Annotated in this window: 16 protein-coding genes and 1 pseudogene; 3 read left to right on the forward strand and 14 right to left on the reverse strand. The window is 37.9% G+C overall.

The annotated features are described in order from the left end of the window. Nucleotides 1-42 precede the first annotated feature (42 nt). The 4 genes from AC1F25_RS05320 to AC1F25_RS05335 all read right to left on the reverse strand — a co-directional run bounded on the left by AC1F25_RS05320 (nucleotide 43) and on the right by AC1F25_RS05335 (nucleotide 4,556). Nucleotides 43-1,365: a dihydrolipoyl dehydrogenase family protein gene (locus tag AC1F25_RS05320; RefSeq protein ID WP_002344150.1), complete on the reverse strand. Its 1,323-nt coding sequence runs from the start codon at nucleotides 1,363-1,365 to the stop codon at nucleotides 43-45. Next, nucleotides 1,352-2,317 carry an ABC transporter ATP-binding protein gene (locus tag AC1F25_RS05325; protein WP_479994315.1) on the reverse strand — a complete coding sequence of 322 codons (966 nt, stop codon included), beginning with the start codon at nucleotides 2,315-2,317 and terminating at the stop codon, nucleotides 1,352-1,354. The genes AC1F25_RS05320 and AC1F25_RS05325 overlap by 14 nt, the downstream gene beginning before the upstream one ends. Further along, on the reverse strand, nucleotides 2,314-3,852 hold the full coding sequence (locus AC1F25_RS05330) for an ABC transporter permease/substrate-binding protein (protein ID WP_002319985.1): 1,539 nt from the start codon (nucleotides 3,850-3,852) through the stop codon (nucleotides 2,314-2,316). Before AC1F25_RS05330 ends, AC1F25_RS05325 begins: the two co-directional genes overlap by 4 nt. A gap of 416 nt (nucleotides 3,853-4,268) precedes the next feature. Next, complete coding sequence (locus tag AC1F25_RS05335; RefSeq protein ID WP_002309528.1) at nucleotides 4,269-4,556, reverse strand: hypothetical protein; 288 nt, start codon at nucleotides 4,554-4,556, stop codon at nucleotides 4,269-4,271. Nucleotides 4,557-4,688: 132 nt separating this feature from the next. On the opposite strand from AC1F25_RS05335, the gene AC1F25_RS05340 reads away from it, so the two are divergent. Beyond that, nucleotides 4,689-5,357, forward strand: coding sequence for a YitT family protein (locus AC1F25_RS05340; RefSeq protein WP_479994316.1), 669 nt, complete (start codon nucleotides 4,689-4,691; stop codon nucleotides 5,355-5,357). 288 nt (nucleotides 5,358-5,645) lie between these two features. Here AC1F25_RS05340 and AC1F25_RS05345 read toward each other — a convergent pair whose 3' ends face one another. The 4 genes from AC1F25_RS05345 to AC1F25_RS05360 form a co-directional block, all read right to left on the reverse strand. Continuing rightward, nucleotides 5,646-6,386 (reverse strand): hypothetical protein, encoded by a 741-nt coding sequence (locus AC1F25_RS05345; RefSeq protein ID WP_002313862.1) that lies wholly within the window; start codon nucleotides 6,384-6,386, stop codon nucleotides 5,646-5,648. A 129-nt stretch (nucleotides 6,387-6,515) separates the two neighbouring features. Next, nucleotides 6,516-7,463 (reverse strand): LacI family DNA-binding transcriptional regulator, encoded by a 948-nt coding sequence (locus tag AC1F25_RS05350; protein WP_151668937.1) that lies wholly within the window; start codon nucleotides 7,461-7,463, stop codon nucleotides 6,516-6,518. Nucleotides 7,464-7,598: 135 nt separating this feature from the next. Then, nucleotides 7,599-8,357 carry an alpha/beta fold hydrolase gene (locus AC1F25_RS05355; RefSeq protein WP_002313863.1) on the reverse strand — a complete coding sequence of 253 codons (759 nt, stop codon included), beginning with the start codon at nucleotides 8,355-8,357 and terminating at the stop codon, nucleotides 7,599-7,601. A gap of 3 nt (nucleotides 8,358-8,360) precedes the next feature. Further along, nucleotides 8,361-8,750 (reverse strand): hypothetical protein, encoded by a 390-nt coding sequence (locus AC1F25_RS05360; RefSeq protein ID WP_002290241.1) that lies wholly within the window; start codon nucleotides 8,748-8,750, stop codon nucleotides 8,361-8,363. 134 nt (nucleotides 8,751-8,884) lie between these two features. Between AC1F25_RS05360 and AC1F25_RS05365 the strand changes: the two genes are divergently transcribed. Both AC1F25_RS05365 and AC1F25_RS05370 read left to right on the forward strand, forming a co-directional pair. Further along, complete coding sequence (locus AC1F25_RS05365) at nucleotides 8,885-9,427, forward strand: DUF2179 domain-containing protein (RefSeq protein WP_002289260.1); 543 nt, start codon at nucleotides 8,885-8,887, stop codon at nucleotides 9,425-9,427. Between the two features lie 148 nt (nucleotides 9,428-9,575). Continuing rightward, on the forward strand, nucleotides 9,576-10,208 hold the full coding sequence (locus AC1F25_RS05370) for a hypothetical protein (RefSeq protein ID WP_002313864.1): 633 nt from the start codon (nucleotides 9,576-9,578) through the stop codon (nucleotides 10,206-10,208). Nucleotides 10,209-10,394: 186 nt separating this feature from the next. Here AC1F25_RS05370 and AC1F25_RS05375 read toward each other — a convergent pair. From AC1F25_RS05375 to parC, 6 genes and pseudogenes are all read right to left on the reverse strand, one after another. After that, a pseudogene (locus AC1F25_RS05375) lies at nucleotides 10,395-10,520 on the reverse strand (GNAT family N-acetyltransferase); the annotation flags it as partial. 117 nt (nucleotides 10,521-10,637) lie between these two features. Then, nucleotides 10,638-11,519 carry a DUF1803 domain-containing protein gene (locus AC1F25_RS05380; protein WP_002309543.1) on the reverse strand — a complete coding sequence of 294 codons (882 nt, stop codon included), beginning with the start codon at nucleotides 11,517-11,519 and terminating at the stop codon, nucleotides 10,638-10,640. Between the two features lie 181 nt (nucleotides 11,520-11,700). Further along, complete coding sequence (locus AC1F25_RS05385; RefSeq protein ID WP_151668939.1) at nucleotides 11,701-12,627, reverse strand: manganese-dependent inorganic pyrophosphatase; 927 nt, start codon at nucleotides 12,625-12,627, stop codon at nucleotides 11,701-11,703. Between the two features lie 84 nt (nucleotides 12,628-12,711). Next, a complete protein-coding gene (pflA, locus tag AC1F25_RS05390) occupies nucleotides 12,712-13,473 on the reverse strand; it encodes a pyruvate formate-lyase-activating protein (RefSeq protein WP_002309545.1) in 762 nt (253 codons plus the stop codon). A 243-nt stretch (nucleotides 13,474-13,716) separates the two neighbouring features. Further along, the gene (pflB, locus tag AC1F25_RS05395; RefSeq protein ID WP_002309546.1) at nucleotides 13,717-15,948 is read right to left on the reverse strand and encodes a formate C-acetyltransferase; all 2,232 of its coding nucleotides are present in this window, start codon (nucleotides 15,946-15,948) and stop codon (nucleotides 13,717-13,719) included. Nucleotides 15,949-16,224: 276 nt separating this feature from the next. Next, nucleotides 16,225-18,675, reverse strand: a complete 2,451-nt coding sequence (gene parC / locus AC1F25_RS05400) for a DNA topoisomerase IV subunit A (RefSeq protein ID WP_479994317.1) — start codon at nucleotides 18,673-18,675, stop codon at nucleotides 16,225-16,227. Between the last annotated feature and the right edge of the window lie 3 nt (nucleotides 18,676-18,678).

The following is an 18,678-nucleotide window of genomic DNA, read 5'->3' on the forward strand; positions in this document are numbered from 1 at the left end:
ACAAGAAGGAGAAAGCAACAAGCGCTTTAGTTATCATGCTGATTATTTCAATAAATAGGAGAGATCACTTGCCAATGTCGGATACCCCATGATATAGCTATCCAACTCTTTTTTAGTCAATTTTTGATTGATGACTAGTGTCAAATCATCAATCAATTCGTCTGCTTGCTCGCTAATCACTGCAGCACCAATCAAATAATTTTGCTGGTCGAAAGTTAATTCAGCCTTAGCAACTGGTTCATTGACGCGATGATAGGTGAACCAATTGGTAAGATCCATCTCTACCACTTGATCTGACGAAGAGGCGTGACTTTTTGTAACCCCTACTTCAGCAAGCTTAGGACTAGCGTAGACGATCGTGGGTATAATTGGATATTTGATAGGGTCGCCTGTTGCATCCGTTATCCGCTTAGCTACATAATTCCCTTCAAAAGTGGCGACTGGTGTCAATTTGGGTGTTTTCCTTGAAACAATATCTCCACACGCAAAAATTTTTGGATTGCTCGTTTGCAGATAATCATTGACCTCAATCCCGTGTTTATCAAAGACGACATTCGCTTGTTCAAGTGCTAAAGATTCTGTATTCGGCTGTCTCCCAGTCGCACAAAAAATCATATCTGCTACTAATTCCGTCTCTTTTCCGACTAAACGATATCGAGTTCCTTCCGAGATGATCTTTTGGGTTTCAACATCAAAAGCAAACTGAATACCAGATGCTTCCATTTGATGGACGGCTTCCTCTACCAAAGACGCCTCAAATTCTTTTAATGGTCGTTGATTATGATGGACAATGGTTACTTTACTCCCTGCAGCATTGGCAATCGTAGCCAGTTCAAAAGCAATATATCCGCCGCCGATAAAAATAATTTCTTTAGGCAGTACAGGCAATGATAAAAAATCTGCACTAGTCTTCAAGTATTCCTTTCCTTCCACCGGTAAGATCGTGGGTCTTTGTCCTGTTGCCAGAACAAAGTAATCTCCATGAAAAACTTCTTCATTGACTTCAATAGATGAGTCGTCTAAGAAACGAGCGGTCCCTGAAAGATGATCGATTCCAGCTTCTGCCAATTGTTTTTTTCGATTTTCTGGAACTGGATCTGTGAATGTGCGTTTGAATTTTTGGAGTTCTTCCCAATTAGCGGTTGGGATCTCGTTAAATCCTTTTCCATTCAATTGTTTTATCCGATTACGGGCTTCTACTGCACTCAACAAGACTTTTTTAGGATCACATCCACGGTTAGGACAAGTCCCGCCCCATAGATCTTCTTCGACCACTAGTACTGTTTTACCTGCTTCTTTCAATCCATAAGCAGCACTTAAGCCGCTCACACCTGAACCGATGACGATTGCCTCATATGTTTTCATTTTCTTCCTCCTCTCGACTTAAAAAAGTAAAGACTTCTTTACTTGTCAGTGAACCAATATTTTTTCCTTTTTCTACTATCACAATGTTTGGGTACACTGAAAGAAGTGAATACACTTCTTTCAGAGGCGTATCAAGGCAAACTTGTTGATGACTGTTTTTTGGTACTTCTTTTAAAAAATATCCATTGACGACTAAATCTTCGACTCGCCATTCTTTCGTCTGTTTCGGTTCATCAAAGAAATGCCGTACATATTCATTTTTAGGATTCATCAATAACTGTTCTGGTGTGTCGCATTGGATAATTTCTCCATCTTTCATAAACGCAATACGATCTCCTAGCTTGATTGCTTCTTCCATATTATGCGTAACGAAAACGATGGTCGTTCCTAGTTCTTCATGTAAAGATAAAACTAATTCTTGTAATGAATTTCTTGAAATAGGATCTAATGCGCTAAATGGCTCGTCCATCAAAATCACATCTGGGCTTGCAGCAATGGCTCGGATGATCCCGATTCGTTGCTGTTCTCCTCCAGACAACTCTCTAGGCATACGATCTCGATAAATATCAGGAGATAAGCCAACTTTTTGAAGAAGTTCATCTACACGATCTGCTCTTTTCTGCTTTTCCCAACCTAACATTTCAGGTATGACTTCAATGTTTTGCTTGACTGTCATGGTCGGGAACAAAGCGATTTGCTGCAGCACATACCCCATATTCCACCGCACTTTCTGCAGATTATATTCATTTAACGATTTTCCTTTGAAGTAGATGTCTCCTGCTGATGGTTTAGATAATCCATTGATCATTTTCAAAGTAGTTGTTTTTCCACTACCAGAAGGCCCAACCAAAACAAAGATTTCTCCTTCTTTGATTGCAAGAGTTAGGTCATCAATGACATATTTTCCATCGTACTTTTTTTGCACATGTTTGAATTCGATTAATTTAGTCACTGATCTCCCTCCTTTAGTAATCCTTCGTTTTCCAGGAAGGTTCGTGCTACTTCTGCCGGTTTTTTCTTTTCGACATTGACTTGATAGTTCATATCGATCATTTGATTTTCTGTTATTTTTCCGCTTAATTTATTCAGCGCTTCAACGATTTCAGGATGGTCCTTGGCGAAATCTGTTTTCATCAGTGGCGCGCCTTGATAAGCTGGGAATAGCCCTTGATCATCTTCTAGAGTGACTAGATCATACTCCTTGAGTTGGCTATCTGTGGAATAAGCATCCACAATATTGACATCTCCATTATTGATTGCTTGGTAACGCAAACTTGGTTCCATGCTTTGTACACTTGAAAAATTCAATCCATATGCTTCTTGAATTCCTTTATATCCATCGGAACGATCAATAAATTCCAGTGTGAATCCCGCTTTGATCTGATTAGAAACTGCTGCTAAATCGGAAATCTTTTTAAGTTGATGCTCGTCTGCAAAAGATTTCTTGACCGCCAAGGCATACGTATTTTGATAAGCCATTGGTTTCAATAATGTCATATCGAATTGTTTGTTCAATAATTCTTCTGCTTCGTCATATGTTTTTTCTTTTGTCAAATCAGCACTTTTCATTGCTTCAGGTACCTTCACCAAGCTCTCTAGGACAGTCCCTGTGAATTCAGGATAGATATCGATTTGCCCTTGATCCAAGGCATTGAACAAAAAACTAGTCTTGCCAAAATTCGGTTTTAATTCAACTTCTGTTTTTGTGTTGTCTTCAATCAATTCTTTGTACATTTGGATCAGGATTTCAGGTTCCGCTCCTAATTTTCCAGCAATCGTGATGGTTTCATTTTTAAACAAGGCAGACTGATATAAAGAAACGCCCCCAACTAAACACACCACGGCTGCTAAAGTAATGATAGAATATCGAGGTTTCTTATGCTGCAACCAGCGAATCAATCCGCTGAATATAATGGCAAGCAAGGCAGAACTGATTGCACCAATCAATGTTAAAACTGGTGTGTTGCGGTCGATACCTAATAAAATAAATGTTCCTAATCCACCTGCTCCGATCAATGCCGCCAAAGTAGCCGTACCGATGATCAAAACTAAGGCAGTTCGGATACCTGAGATAATGACAGGCAATGCGATGGGAAGTTCTACTTTCAGCAAGCGTCTCATCCTGGACATACCAAATGCTACCGCCGCTTCTTCAATAGACGGGTCAATCTCAGCTAGACCAATGTACGTATTTTGGAAAATCGGAAGCAAAGCGTAAATAACAAGTGCAATCAATGCTGGAACAGTTCCGATCCCTACAAATGGGATAAGTAACCCTAATAAGGCAAGTGAAGGAATCGTTTGAAGCACACCCGTGATCTGCAATAAGACTTCTGCCATTTTTTTATGATTAGCTGCCCAAATTGCTAGAGGAATAGCAATCAGTGCTGCAATCAGCAAAGAAATGAGAGAAATAGACAGATGTTGAAATGCAGCTTCCAGCAACTCGCCTTTTCTTTCACTTAATGTTTGTATAAAATTATTCATGCGACCTTCCTTTCTGTTATTCTTTAAGTATAAACATTTCTTTACATTTTCCCAACTAACTTGACTTACCTTAACCCTACTAGGCGTCAGTAATTAATAAAAATATCACCTCTAAATATGCGGATAAAAAAAGAATCCGAGCAACAAAATCGGATAGATTTATTGGTTCTCGTTTCTTCACAACGAACATCCAATACATCTATACGAAATGATCACTCGGAATCAACCGTATCGTTTTTCATATACAACTTTTCTTTTAATTAAAAAGAAACAGCCAATAAAGTAGAAATCTCGTGGGGGAGAACACCTTTATTGACCTGTTCAACAAGTATTATACTGTATCATGACACTTTTTTGCCAAAAATGTAAAAAACGGTTGTTTTGGCATCATAAACGTCTTGTTTTCTTATTTTTACTTATATCACCACTTTATTTTCTATCTCTTTCACTCCATAAAGCGGAATGAGTTCTTCTTTTGACTGATAATAAACAGCTTTTTCACGGTTCTTCATCAAAAATAGAAAGATTTCTTTCATAGCAAGTGGTGCTTTGCCTTGTTCAAACACAAAGATGAATTGATACGATTCATTTATCTGGATTCTTGTCACAGGAATCAGTTTTTGGTCTTGAGCCAAAAAAACACCTTGATAATCTGTTTTTTTGGGTGATTTTGTAAGAATTGTCAATAAGTCTGCTGCTCGCATTTTTCCACTCCTTTTTGATAATTTGGAAGAAACAACCAAAAATAAATTTTTTTCATTTTCCTCTTGAAGAAAGAGTATAAGTCAGTATAATGAAGAGGTTGCTGAAAATTTTCAAAAGAAAAGAGGCTAGAAATGAAAAAATTAAATTTAATGACAGAATTGTGCGGAATCATTTTAGGCGCTGGGATCTATGGATTGGCTGTGACAGGCATCAATATTCCATCTAAACTGGCAGACGGTGGTGTTACTGGTATTGCTTTACTCTTGCATAATCTTTTTGGATTCGCGCCTTCTATCACTTCGCTGCTTTTTAATTTACCTTTACTGCTTATCTCATTGTTTCTTTTTGGAAAACACGCTTTTCTTCGGACGATCGTCGGAACATTTGCGCTGGTTTTCTTTTTACATTTATGGGAAAGCCTTAATATACATTTTGCTGTAGATAGTCTACTGATCAATAGTTTGATGACAGGGATTCTTTCTGGCATTGGTTGCGGTCTCGTCTTTCGATTTGGCGGAAGCACAGGCGGAACAGATATCATTTATCAAGCCATTGAAAAATATTTTCGTATTAAGATTGGCAAAAGTCTTTTCTTGATCACTTTTGGTATTTTAGTTGTCTCCTTGCTTTATTTGGATCTCACACATTTTCTGTATACATTGCTTAGCTGTTCTATTCTATCTTATACATTGAATAAAGTGAAGTATCTGGAAATGGGACCTGTTTTGCCCCATTTGGAAGCAAAACAGACTACAGAAACATTTGAACCACTTGATCCTCTTGAACAGTTAGAGCACTAATTCTTATTTTTACTATTTTAGTTACTTTACTAAAAAATCATTATGTAAACTACAACGTATATTTTTTCAATAAAATTTTCTATAAAAATATGAAAACAAACTATTTTTGCAGACACTCTGTTAAAATAGTTTGTTTTTTACTCTTCACCCTTTCTCCTCTTGCTCACGGCAGAAAACATCAGCTAAGAAAAAAATAGGTTACGATATAATCTTTCGAGTAGAGTATAAAAAAAGAAACGCCGCAGCGTTTCCTTCTTCACTATAACATAATACAAGGTTGTATTTGTCTTATTTAAAATAGCTATTCTCTCCTAAAGAATTTCCCTGATCGTCAATCAGCCCTTGCAGTGAACGTTCTAAGATACCGTGGTTTTTTTTCGATTTTTTTTCTTCTGACTGCTTTGTTTCCCCTAATGTTTTTGTTCGATTGAACGTGCGTACAGACGGCTCATCATTTCTTTTTTCTTGATAAGGCGTTGGTTCTGTATCAAACAACAGATAAGAGTCATCTGTTTTTTTCATTGATTCGATCAAATGCTCTTCAGAAATTTTACTTTCTCTAGGGTCTGGAATAATGGATGCAGGTACATATTTAGGAACAAAATAAGAACGTTCCCGTACCTTTGTGTCCACAGATGAATTTCTCATAGTATTTCGAGACTCTGTCCTCGTTTCACTTTGCCTGACAGGACGAGAAGACTCACCAAAAAGTTTTTTCCGTCCAGTCGACGTGAGTTCTGATTGATGATGTCCAGTATAATCCGGTAATTTTTCTTTATGTTTTTCCAAATTTTCCTTGCGCGGAGCTGACTTCAATCCATTTGTTGCGCGGCGCTTGCGTCGGACCTGTTCAGTGTTTGTGTTCGTGAAATGGAATTCGTTCATTTGTTCAAACGGGTGCTGATTCTGTTCAGTCAAAAGATCTTCCTGTCCGTCAAATAATACCCGCTTCTTCTCGCTGGTTAATTTTACGCCTAACTCGTCATCGTACGCAGGAAAACGGAAATGTTTTCGTCTGATTTCTTTCATTCAAACCATCCTTCTCAAAAATGGAACTTTTCTCAATAATAGCACAGATTTTTTGTTTTCAGTAGCAATGCGCTGATTATTTTAAGAAAATAGCGATGAATTTCATAAATATATAAAAAGTAACGAGGCTTAATTTGTCGTTTCTCTGATAACTAGTTCAGGGAAAAAGCGACGATAACCTTGACTTGCCCCTTTCTCTTCTATTTTTTTCAGCAACATTTCCCCGCATACTTCCCCCATACGGATAATATCTTGCTTGATCGTTGTCAATTTAGGCGAACTGATTTGGTCTAAAAACACGCCATCAAAGCCGATTACACCAAATTCTTCCGGCAAGCGCCCACCAGCATTTACAATTCCTCTTACCGCTCCTAGTGCCAGTCGATCTGAGCTGCATACAAAACAAGTTTTATCGGTGAAACCTACCCAGTTTTCTATCATATATCTTTCTACTTCTGTTGAATGATTTGGAAATCGCAAGATCTTACTTGGAAGATCAGCTTCCTTCATCACAGATAAGTAACCAGCTTCCCTTGAAAGCTCAAACGATTCATCCACTTCAATCCCGATATAAATAATTGTTTGGTAATCTCTTTCTAAGGCATATTGCGTTGCTTTTGCTGTACCATATTCATTATCGCTGTCTACATAGTCATATCCTTCACAATTTTCTCCAAACAAAACAACTGGTTTTTCCAAGCGGTCAATCCAATCGAAGTCTTTTTTTCTGACACCTGTGATGATGTATCCATCACAAGAACCGACATCGAATGCGTCATTTGTAACTAGTTGGAGAGAATAATGCGCTTTTCCGATCCGTTTAGCGATCCCCATCAGCAAATTCATGTAGTAGGGCTCGGTTGTGTCGATTTCTTCCAGTATAAATAATTTGATGATCTGTGACCGATTCGTGACAAGTGCTTTTGCAGCAATATTTGGGCGGTAATCCAATTCAGCCATTGCTGAGAAAACTAGCTCTTTCAATTCATCCGTCACCTGTTCCGGATGATTGATGACTCGAGAAACCGTCATTTTTGAAACATTGGCACGTTTTGCAACATCTGCTAAAGTGGGCATGCTCTCTTCCTTTCTAACATGTTGTCGTTCTTATTACCAATTATACCAAATTTTCCTAACAGGGTTCATTATAGCCCAAAAGAAAAATCAGAAAATCTCCTATCCTCCTTAAGTGATTTCCCAATTCAGCTATTTCTATTTTTTTATCAAATTCTTTGCTAAAAAAGCGGAAGCTTCCTCCATCAGTGGTATTTGTACCATGTGTCGCTGTGTTTTGGAGGAACGAAAAACAATTTCTTTTCCGTAAGGCTCAGGCCGGTTTTTCTCTACAAATCTTTCCGTTTGTATATAAGGGATCTTTTCATCTGCTTGTCCATGCCAAAAGAACAGAGGGCGTCCATCTAGCTTTTCCGGTTGCAATGATAAATCATAACTCTTGACCCACGAGATCAAATCAAAATAGTCTTTTGGCAAGATATAGTTGTATTCTGACGCTCGTCTTGCGATTTCTTTCCCATATTCCAGAAGCGCAGGAGATCCCATCAAACATACACCTGCTGCTATATGAGGATGCTTAGCTAACAACGCGCATGTTGTCATTCCGCCCATCGAAACCCCACCAACTGCAAGCCGATCATGTAAAAGATCTCTTTTTTCTAAATGCTTGATAAGCGTGTCAAACTCAAACAAGTTCCCGTAGATACTATCCCAAAATGTATAGGATGGAATAGAAGAAACTGGCTGTTTTCGTTCCCCATGATTCATCGCATCTGGCAGGATCACGCGAATACCTTGCTGTGCAATTTTCCTTCCTTGTGTCAAAACTAACTCCTTACTTGTCTGCCATCCGTGATAATAGATGACAACGGGAATCCGTTCTTCTCTTAATTCTTTCAGGACAACTTCTAACACTGGAATTTGATTGACAGAACGTTTCAATATAATTGGATTCAATGGCTACTCACCTATTTTCATTAAATTTCCTGATCGCCATAGCAACCATGATCCGACAGTCGTCTGGAACAGGTTCAGTATACCAAATAATATAAATGCAGGACTGAATGGCTCAGGAAATAAGAATAGGGAACAAAGCCCCACCACTCCTAATGCTAGCGAAAGGAGAGGATAAATAGAGAAATTCAAAAAACTGGCAACGCTACCGAAAATATTACCAATAAATAGTATCAAAAAGAAAAAAACGCTTAGAATCAAACCATCTGTCAGCGACATCTGAAAAACAATGTTCTCTACATCAATTGGCTGTTGAATCGCATAGACACCTAAGTATATACTGAGAAGGAGACTGAGCACGTGACTGGCACAAAATACTCGATTGACCGTTTTCATTTTAATCACCTAACCTATCTTTATAATTCTATTATAATCATTTTATCATTTTTTGGTACCAATAAAGTTTCAATTTTTCTTCACTTGCGATTTTTTTTGATATTGTTGTTATACAAATGAAAGGAGTTTTACAAATGATTGATCCTAAAATGTTAGGGATGATCTTCCTCATCAATTTTGCTTATATCACTTTGAACACGTTACGTTTTATGCTAACAATGAAAGGCTACCGGCTGATTGCTCCCCTTGTCAGTATGGTTGAGATCACGATCTATATCGTAGGGCTATCTCTTGTATTGGATCGTTTAGATAATCCGCTGAATTTATTTGTCTATGCGTTAGGTTACGCAGTAGGTATCAGTGTTGGGATTTTGATTGAAGACAAGCTGGCATTAGGATACATCATGGTCACAACGATTTTGCCAGCAAATAGCGCGGAAGATAAAAGTTTGCCTGGTATACTGAGAGAACACGGTTACGGTGTAACACAGACTTCTGCAATGGGTCTAGAAGGCGAGCGACTGGTCCTGGAAATACTTTCTCCTAGAAAAAGCGAACGTGAACTGTATCGCCTGATCAAAGAAATTGAAGAGCGTGCTTTCATCATCTCATATGAACCAAAATATATTTCAGGTGGTTTTTGGACTAAAAAAGTAAGAAAAAGACAAGGAAAATAACTCACAAACTAAAAAGCTGTCGAACATATAAATTAAATTTTAGATGTTCGACAGCTTTTTAGTTATTATTTTGATTAAAAAACATCGACATATACTCATTGATTTGTTATTATACTTTATATACTTATCAATTTAATTTGGAGATATTATGGAAATTCAACGTAAAACAACTAATTTTTTACATTTAGGCTCTTTTTTTGCAACTTTGACGATTTTATTTTTTCTATGTTATTCGTACGTTAAGACCTCACAGGCGCCTTCTAGTGCATTAGGCTGGTTGCTTTTAGATCATTCTGATATTACAGAAACAGAAGAAAATCCGTTTTTTTTAATTTTATCTTCTCTATGCGCCTTGATGTTTTCTGTGTATTTCAGTGCCTATTTTTTTCATCGACATCCTGGTAAGTTAAATGAAGCTTCAGGTGTATTGATTGCATTTAAAACGTTTTCTTTTTTAGCTATCCTTTTTTATTCGTTTAATCACAATACGCTTTTCTTCTTTATCATGAATGGTTTAGTCGTGATTTTATCTATTTTCACTTATTTTATTTTTTCACTCATTTTTAGCCAAATGAGATGTCCGCTCTTCTTTCGATTAGTTCCTGTCACATGTTTTATCTACAGCTTGTTTTCCTTTTTTGTCCTTGCTTTGATACCATTGGCCAACCCTTCGACGATCCAAGTCGCAGGAAATCTGTTGGATATGCTCTTCATCGTCAGTCTAGGTGTATTTATGTGGCAAAGAAAAAAGAAACAAAATAAAAAGCATTTTGAAGCCTGACTACGACGACTTCATAAATGCTTTTTTAATTTTAAACACTTCAATCTAAAAGAATAACCCAAGATTGGATAGATGATTAATAATGACTTACCATTCGTTTCTGAGTGATTCTGGATCACCAAATGAACTTCCTAATCTAATCGCTAGTTCTTCCCTTAGAATGCCATACTTGACTGAATCATAATATTAATTATTTAAAAATCTAACTTTTCTTATGACCCCTTCCTTTGTCATTCCACATTTCTCACCAATTTTTTGCATTCCTTTATTTCCATACCATGTAGTGAATCCAATATGTGGTAGATAGGCAAAATACTCCAATAATTCTTTTAACTATAAAAGAAGAGAAAGACTCCTCTTGCAAGAATCAGCATAATTTTAGCTTACTGCTCTCTTAGATTCTTCTCACCAAAGCTGTTCTATATTGTTCTATATTGCTCCATATTCTTTGATATAAGAAAATGCATGCGGCATAAATTTTTTGCTCAACTCAGAAAAGATTTGTCGTTTAAGAAAGGCCGTTTCCTCCATTGTCAATGAAGGATCCAATGTTGGAAATTCAATCTCAGGATTGTTTTTTTCGACAATAGGCAATGCTAGTGTAAATGATTCTTCTTCCTTTATGGTATCCGTCACAAGTAATGACTGATGGAAAATACTAGGCCGACGATTTTTATATTTATTTTTACGTATCCTGTCAACGATAACTTCTATTTGATCAAAAAAGTACGCTTCATTTACATCTCCAATAAGTTCGGCTAATTCTTTGAATGCCTTCGTTACAGGAAGCTGATTCTTTTGTATAAAAAAATAATTAGCCAACGTAAGCGGGAAGTGTTCTTTAGAGGAAAGTGTAATAAAACGGTACTTCTGATTTCCTGCAGTCGTTCTCAGCAATTCTGTCTCTCGGCTGTTTCTTACTCCATAAAAATATGCTTCTTTTCGTTCATCTTCAAAACAATACGCCCAAATAACTTCTCCCATCGCTAATTTTTGTTCAGCAACAGAGAGTCTCTTCAATTGGTCGGCTATGGTTTCAGCAGCCGAAGTGACTTGTTGCAAGTAATCGTTGGGATCAAATACTGGAAAGTTCAAATGATATCTTCGCTCTTCTCTCTTGATTAATCCTGCATCGATCAACAGATCAAGAAAATGAGAAAATTTGTTTTGCGGAAATTCTTTTTTCAATTCTCTTAGAATCGTTTCTTTTTCTCGATGTTCATATAGATAATCGGTCAATAAAGAAAAAAGCGGATCACCGGTCAGTTTTTGATAAAAATTTTCCTTATTTTTTGAATAATAATAGTTCATATATGTTCTCTTTTCTATCCATTTTATTTTACTTAAAAGACTTTTACATAAAAAGGAGGAAGAACAAGAGTCATGTTTGACTGTTATTCTCCTCCACTTCTTAGACTTTTAGTATGTTCTGTGTTTCTTTTTATTCAATCGCTTATCCCATTCACTTTGAATGCTTCATCCTACCATTTGATTAGCTGAATACAGCCGTCAACTGAGGTACGACTTGTTTTTTACGTGAAACGACACCTTTAAGTAAAGCTCGGTTATTGGTCAAAGTTGTTTGGAAAGCTTCTTCTACTTTTTCTTTACCTTTACCAGCAACAAGTAATTCTGAATCGCTGTCTAAGATATTTGTGACAACTAATACGAATAAATCGTAGCCATTTGCTTTCATTTCTTCTTCCATCGCTGCTTCTAGTTCTGCTTGTCGATCCATCACTTCATTCAGATCCACTGTATTGACTTGAGCGATACGCACATTGGAACTGCCCATTGGGAAACTTTTCGCATCCAAATCAAGAAGAACCGCAGCTGATTTATCACTTAGATTCGTTCCGGCTTTCAACAATTCAAGACCATAGGCAGTTAGATCTACTTCAGCGATTGCTGCAAGTTCCTTTGCAGCTGCTTCGTCTTCAGGTGTACATGTTGGCGATTTGAACAACAATGTATCTGAAATGATAGCTGAAAGCATAATCCCAGCAATTTCTTTAGGGATCGTTACTTGGTTTTCTTTATATAGTTTTAAAATGATCGTACTTGTACATCCAACTGGTTCTGCACGATAGTACAATGGATTAGCTGTTTCAAAGTTTGCAATACGATGGTGGTCTACTACAGCCAAAATATTTACTTCGCTGATATCTGAAATACTTTGTTGGAATTCATTATGATCCACAAGCATGACATCTGCATTTTCTGCTTTGGCTGACTCTACTACTCGTGGTGCAGATAATTGAAAGTGGTCTAATGCGTATTGTGTTTCTTCATTAGGTGTACCTAGAGCAACTGCTTCTGTTTCGTTACCTAATTCATTTTGCAAGTGTGAAAAGGCAATGGCTGCCCCAATTGCATCTGTATCTGGATTTTGGTGACCAAAAACTATAATTTTTGACATGTCATTCGCTCCTTTGTGATTTCTCCTATTTAATAATAGCAAAAAAACGGAAAGAAGCAATACTTAACTTCTTTCCGATGCGTTCTATCGCGTTAAATATTTTGTATACTCTTCTGTATGAAGCAATCGTTTAGCATTTTCGACACGTTCTTTTGTAGGTGGTTCGATTCCTTCTAATGGATATTTCAAACCAAGTGTTTCCCACTTGTATTTTCCCATCGTATGATAAGGAAGGATCTCTACTCTATCTACATTGGACAAGGTTTGGATAAAGTTGTCTAGTCGGATCAAATATTCATCATAATCACTTCGCTCAGGAACTAATACATGGCGAATCCAAACCGGTTTGTTAATTTTTGACAAATATTGAGCCATTTCTAGAATATTTTCATTGTCCCAATGCGTTAGTTTTTTATGCTCTTCATTATCGATGTGTTTGATATCAAATAACAGTAAGTCTGTATACTTCATCAATTCTTGAAAACGAGAGAAGAAGGGGTCTTCATACGTAAAAGGTTTTCCGCATGTATCCAATGTAGTATGCATTTCCCGCTCTTTTGCTTTTTTAAATAGTTCGATCAAAAAATCGATCTGCAATAGAGGCTCTCCACCACTAACAGTAATACCACCTTTATCTCCCCAGTAAGGTCTGAAGCGTTCCGCCTTATCTAAAAGTTCATCTGCTGAGTACTCTTTCCCTCCGCCAATATTCCAAGTATCAGGATTGTGACAGAATTGGCAACGCATGCGGCATCCTTGCATAAACACGACAAAGCGCAGTCCAGGACCGTCTACTGAACCGAAAGTTTCGATAGAATGAACATAGCCGATTGTTTTTTCTTCCATTTAAATTCACATCTTTTCTTTGATTTCATTTTAAGTACAAGTTAGCTGTCGAAGCGAAGCTTTTTGAACAAAATTTTTCGCAATCACCGCTTCGTTATGTGTAAAATTTACAGGGACGGAACATACATGTCCTGCCCCTGTAAATCGTGTCTTTCAAATAAGCATACTGATCATTCGATTATGATGCGAAGGATATCTAACGATCTTTCGGCACTGAGTCGAAAGGCTGTTTCACAAACTTTTTTACATTCTGTCGTGTGAAGTTCTCATCAAGACATCTAGTTGTTGTTCTCTTGTCAAGTCACGGAATTTAACTGCATAACCAGATACCCGGATCGTCAAGTTCGGATATTTCATTGGATTTTCCATTGCATCACGCAATAGATCATTACTGAATACATTGACATTCAAATGATAAGCCCCTTTTGAGAAGTATCCGTCTAAGACATTACGCAAGTTTTCGATTCTTGTATCTTGTTCTTTTCCAAGACCAGAAGGATTGATTGTTTGGGTATTTGAAATTCCATCCAATGCACAACCGTAATTCATTTTAGCTGTTGAGTTCAGGCTGGCTAATAACCCACTTTGTTCTGCATTGTAACTTGGGTTTGCTCCTGGCGCAAGTGGTTTTCCAGCTTCACGGCCATCAGGAGTATTTCCTGTATTTTTACCGTAAACAACATTTGAAGTAATCGTCAATAATGAAGTTGTTGGTTTTGAGTTGCGGTAAGTTTTATGACGTTTGATTTGTCCCATGAAGTATTCCAAGATCCATGAAACTAATTCATCTGCACGGTCATCATCATTTCCATATTTAGGGAAATCGCCATCTACTTCAAAATCAACTGCTATTCCTTTTTCATTACGGATTGCTTTTACTTTTGCATATTTGATGGCTGACAAGCTGTCTGCCGCATGAGAGATTCCAGCAATACCTGTAGCAAATGTGCGTTGCAAGTCAGAATCCATCAAGGCAAGCTGAGCTGCTTCATAAGAATACTTATCATGCATGTAATGAATGATGTTCAACGTATTGACATATAGTTCTGCTAACCAATCCATCATATTCATGAAGTTATGTTTCACTTCTTCAAAATCTAGTACTTCTGATGTGATCGGACGATATTCTGGTCCAACTTGGGCGCCAGTCACTTCATCGACCCCGCCATTGATAGCATATAATAGTGTTTTAGCCAAGTTAGCACGAGCACCAAAGAACTGCATGTCTTTTCCAACAACTGTTCCTGATACACAGCAAGCAATCGCACAATCATCAGAACCCCATTGTTCACGAAGCTGATTGTCATTTTCAAACTGAATCGAAGAACTTTCAATAGCGATTCGGCTCGCATATGTTCTGAATCCTTCTGGAAGGTGTTCAGAGTACAAAACAGTCAAGTTTGGTTCTGGTGAAGGTCCCATATTTGTCAATGTGTGAAGCAGACGGAAATCATTCTTCGTCACTAACGAACGACCATCTAAGCCCATACCAGCAATGGATAAAGTAGCCCAGATAGGGAATCCTGAGAATAATTGGTTGTATTCAGGTGTACGCGCGAATTTGACCATACGTAATTTCATTACTAAGTGATCGATCAATTCTTGCGCTTCTTTTTCTGTGATTACTCCATTATCCAAATCACGTTGGATATAGATATCAAGGAATGCTGAGATACGTCCGATTGACATCGCAGCGCCATTTTGTGATTTGATTGCTGCTAAATAACCGAAGTATAACCATTGGACAGCTTCTTTTGCATTTGCAGCTGGTTTAGAGATATCATAGCCGTATTTTGCAGCCATTTCTTTCATTTGTGCTAATGCACGATATTGTTCAGTGATTTCTTCACGTAAACGAATCACTTCTTCACTCATCGTATGATAACCAGTCATATCATGATCTTTTTTCTTTTGTTCCATCAAATAGTCGATTCCATACAATGCCACACGACGATAGTCGCCGATGATACGTCCACGACCGTAAGCGTCTGGAAGCCCTGTAATGATTTTGTTTTTACGAGCTGCACGCATTTCAGCAGTATAAGCATCAAACACCCCTTGATTATGTGTTTTGCGCCAGTCAGTGAAAATATGTGTTAATTCATCGTTTGGTGTATAGCCATTGCTTTTCAGCGCATTGTTAGCCATATTGATTCCACCGAACGGCATGAATGCTTGTTTCAAAGGTTTGTCTGTCTGTAGACCGACGATTTTTTCCAAATCTTTATCCAAATAGCCTGCATCGTGGGAAGTAATGGTTGATACGATTTCTGTGTCCATATCATAGACACCGTTACGTTCGAATTGGATATCATTCAGCTTTTGCAATTCATCCCATAATTTTTCTGTTGCTTCTGTTGGACCTTCCAAAAAGCTGTCATCACCGCGATATTCAGTGTAGTTGTTTTGAATAAAGTCTCTAGTGTCTACGCCTTCTTTCCATTTGGTACCTTTAAATCCATTCCATTGCTCCATTGTATGGACCTCCTAAATTTCTGTTTTATGTAACAGTTTTTACGTGATTAGTATAACACAGCACCTTATCTTTGCAAGGGTTTTCTTGTTTTTTATTTAACAATTTTTATGTTTTATCTATGTATATTGCAAGTAACGTTGATTTACCAATATTTAAGCATTGTGAACACTTTCATCTTTTTTTGCAAACGTATAAGGATTTATTAAAAATGAATGAAAAAGAGGGGCCATCTGTATTAATACAGATGGCCCCTCTTCACTAAAATATCATAACAGTTATGATTCAATGAAAATCTCAGGAGCATCGATAACTTCGATGACTTCTCCACCTTTTTTCTCGTCCATAGCAAACGAACCATTCGATGTTCGATCACCTATAGGAAAATCCGTTGGATCAATCGTTATCTGTTGTCCTTTTTGATTCATCAAGGTTATTTCTTTTGATCTTCCTTCCGACATATAGATAATACGGTGCGGATTTTTTTTCAGCTCACGCATGACCGTCACTCCCCGCTTCGCACGTGAAGTTTGGCTGATTTCTTGAGCAAGCATGCGTTTCACGGCTCCTCGCTGAGTAACGATTACGATTGGCGTATCTCCGTCTGCTAACACAAGCAGCCCATTGACAATCCTATCTCCATCTTTCAAATTCATAGACTTCACTCCAGCTGCCTTTGCTCCAACAACGGGAACATCTGTTAAAGGATAGCGCAAGCCCATTCCTTGATGCGTTACTAAGAACACATCTAAGCCTGGCTGATCTTCTTTCAGATATACAGCAATAAGTTCATCTTCTTCCGCCTTTAGCTTCATACAGCTGAGCGGACGGCTCTTATAGGTGCGCCATGGTTCGAACTCTGTCATTCGTGTTTGCTTGATCAATCCATTCTTGCTGATGAATACAAATGTTTTTTCTGCTTGGATTTTTTGATATGGGAAAACAGCTAAGATCGATTCATCTACAGACAGATTGGAGATTGTTTGAGAAATGTGTTCGCCAGCATCTTTCCATTTCAAATCGGGTAGTTCATGAACAGGACGGTAGATCACATTTGCTTTATTCGTAATCAGAAGAACATGGTCCAATGTGCTCAATTCACCTGAGTACAGCAAGTAATCGCCTTCTCGCATCCCGATTTCTTCTGGTTTCGAAGCACTATAAGAACGAAGGCTTGTTCGCTTCACATAGCCTTCTCGCGTCACACTGACGATTACGTCTTCTTGCGCCACTAAAACTTGCGTATCGATTTTGATTTCTTCGATTTCGTCTTGGATTGTCGTCAGACGAGCGGAAGAGTAATTTTTTTTCACTTCTCGCAATTCTTTTTTCATAACAGAGAAAAGCTCTTTGTCGTTTGAAAGGATTTTATTCAACTCTGTGATTTGTGCAATCAAGCTTTCGGCTTCCTTTTGAAGCTCTGTGATATCTGTGTTCGTCAAACGGTATAGTTGCAATGTGACGATTGCTTCTGCTTGTTCTTCTGTAAATTGGAAAACATCGACTAAATTCTTTTTAGCATCTTTTTTGTCTTTACTTTCACGAATCGTTGCGATTACTTCATCCAGAATCGATAAAGCTTTCATCAGGCCTTCCACGATATGCTGTCGTTTTTGAGCTTTGGCTAAATCGAATTGGCTGCGTTTTGTTATGACTTGCTTTCGATGCTCGATATAACTTATTAAAATGTCTTTCAGTCCAACTTGGTGCGGAGTCATATGATCGATAGCGACCATATTGAAATTGTAATTGATCTGTAGCTCAGTGTTTTTGAACAAATAATTCAAAATTCCTTGAGCATTGGCATCTTTTTTCAATTCAACGACAATTTGCAGACCAGTTCGATCACTTTCATCTCGTACTTCAGCTATTCCATCGATTTTCTTATTCAAACGGATCTCATCCATTTTTTTCACCAACGTCGCTTTATTTACTTCATATGGGATTTCAGTGATCACGATTTGCTGTTTATTGCCCTTCATTGCTTCTATCTTTGTTTTCGAACGAAGAATAACTTTTCCTCGCCCTGTTTCATAAGCTTTTTTGATTTCATCTTTCCCTTGCAAGATCCCTCCTGTTGGAAAGTCAGGTCCAGGAATATATTCCATCAATTTTTCAAGGCTCGCTTGTGGATGATCGATCATATAGATTGTGCCGTCGATCACTTCAGCTAAGTTATGAGTCGGGATTTCTGTCGCATATCCAGCAGATATACCTGTCGATCCATTGACTAGAAGGTTTGGGTATCGAGCTGGAAGGACTGTTGGTTCTTTTTCTGTATCATCAAAATTCCACACGAGATCGACTGTTTCTTTTTCGATATCTGCTAGCATCTCTCCACTTAACTTGGATAATCTGGCTTCAGTATAACGCATCGCAGCAGGTGGATCACCGTCCATACTCCCATTATTCCCGTGCATTTCGATCAGTACTTCCCGCAACTTCCAATCTTGGCTCATGCGGACCATCGCTTCATAAATACTGCTGTCACCATGAGGATGATAATTCCCCATGATATTTCCGACAGATTTTGCTGATTTACGGAATCCTTTGTCATACGTATTGCCATCTTTGTTCATGGCAAATAATATCCGGCGTTGCACTGGTTTCAATCCATCACGGATATCAGGCAGTGCACGTTCTTGGATAATATATTTGGAATAACGTCCGAAGCGGTCACCCATCACTTCTTCTAAAGTTAATTCTTGTACTTCTTGTCGATTTTCCATCAG

Source organism: Enterococcus sp. M-BR2 (assembly GCF_056612775.1).

Bases quoted from the DNA above. Each gene is read 5' to 3' on its own strand.
- AC1F25_RS05320 (WP_002344150.1), bottom strand. From the start codon at position 1,365: ATGAAAACATATGAGGCAATCGTCATCGGTTCAGGTGTGAGCGGCTTA.
- AC1F25_RS05330 (WP_002319985.1), bottom strand. From the start codon at position 3,852: ATGAATAATTTTATACAAACATTAAGTGAAAGAAAAGGCGAGTTGCTG.
- AC1F25_RS05335 (WP_002309528.1), bottom strand. From the start codon at position 4,556: ATGCGAGCAGCAGACTTATTGACAATTCTTACAAAATCACCCAAAAAA.
- AC1F25_RS05340 (WP_479994316.1), top strand. From the start codon at position 4,689: ATGAAAAAATTAAATTTAATGACAGAATTGTGCGGAATCATTTTAGGC.
- AC1F25_RS05345 (WP_002313862.1), bottom strand. From the start codon at position 6,386: ATGAAAGAAATCAGACGAAAACATTTCCGTTTTCCTGCGTACGATGAC.
- AC1F25_RS05350 (WP_151668937.1), bottom strand. From the start codon at position 7,463: ATGCCCACTTTAGCAGATGTTGCAAAACGTGCCAATGTTTCAAAAATG.
- AC1F25_RS05360 (WP_002290241.1), bottom strand. From the start codon at position 8,750: ATGAAAACGGTCAATCGAGTATTTTGTGCCAGTCACGTGCTCAGTCTC.
- AC1F25_RS05365 (WP_002289260.1), top strand. From the start codon at position 8,885: ATGATTGATCCTAAAATGTTAGGGATGATCTTCCTCATCAATTTTGCT.
- AC1F25_RS05370 (WP_002313864.1), top strand. From the start codon at position 9,576: ATGGAAATTCAACGTAAAACAACTAATTTTTTACATTTAGGCTCTTTT.
- AC1F25_RS05380 (WP_002309543.1), bottom strand. From the start codon at position 11,519: ATGAACTATTATTATTCAAAAAATAAGGAAAATTTTTATCAAAAACTG.
- AC1F25_RS05385 (WP_151668939.1), bottom strand. From the start codon at position 12,627: ATGTCAAAAATTATAGTTTTTGGTCACCAAAATCCAGATACAGATGCA.
- pflA (WP_002309545.1), bottom strand. From the start codon at position 13,473: ATGGAAGAAAAAACAATCGGCTATGTTCATTCTATCGAAACTTTCGGT.
- pflB (WP_002309546.1), bottom strand. From the start codon at position 15,948: ATGGAGCAATGGAATGGATTTAAAGGTACCAAATGGAAAGAAGGCGTA.
- parC (WP_479994317.1), bottom strand. From the start codon at position 18,675: ATGGAAAATCGACAAGAAGTACAAGAATTAACTTTAGAAGAAGTGATG.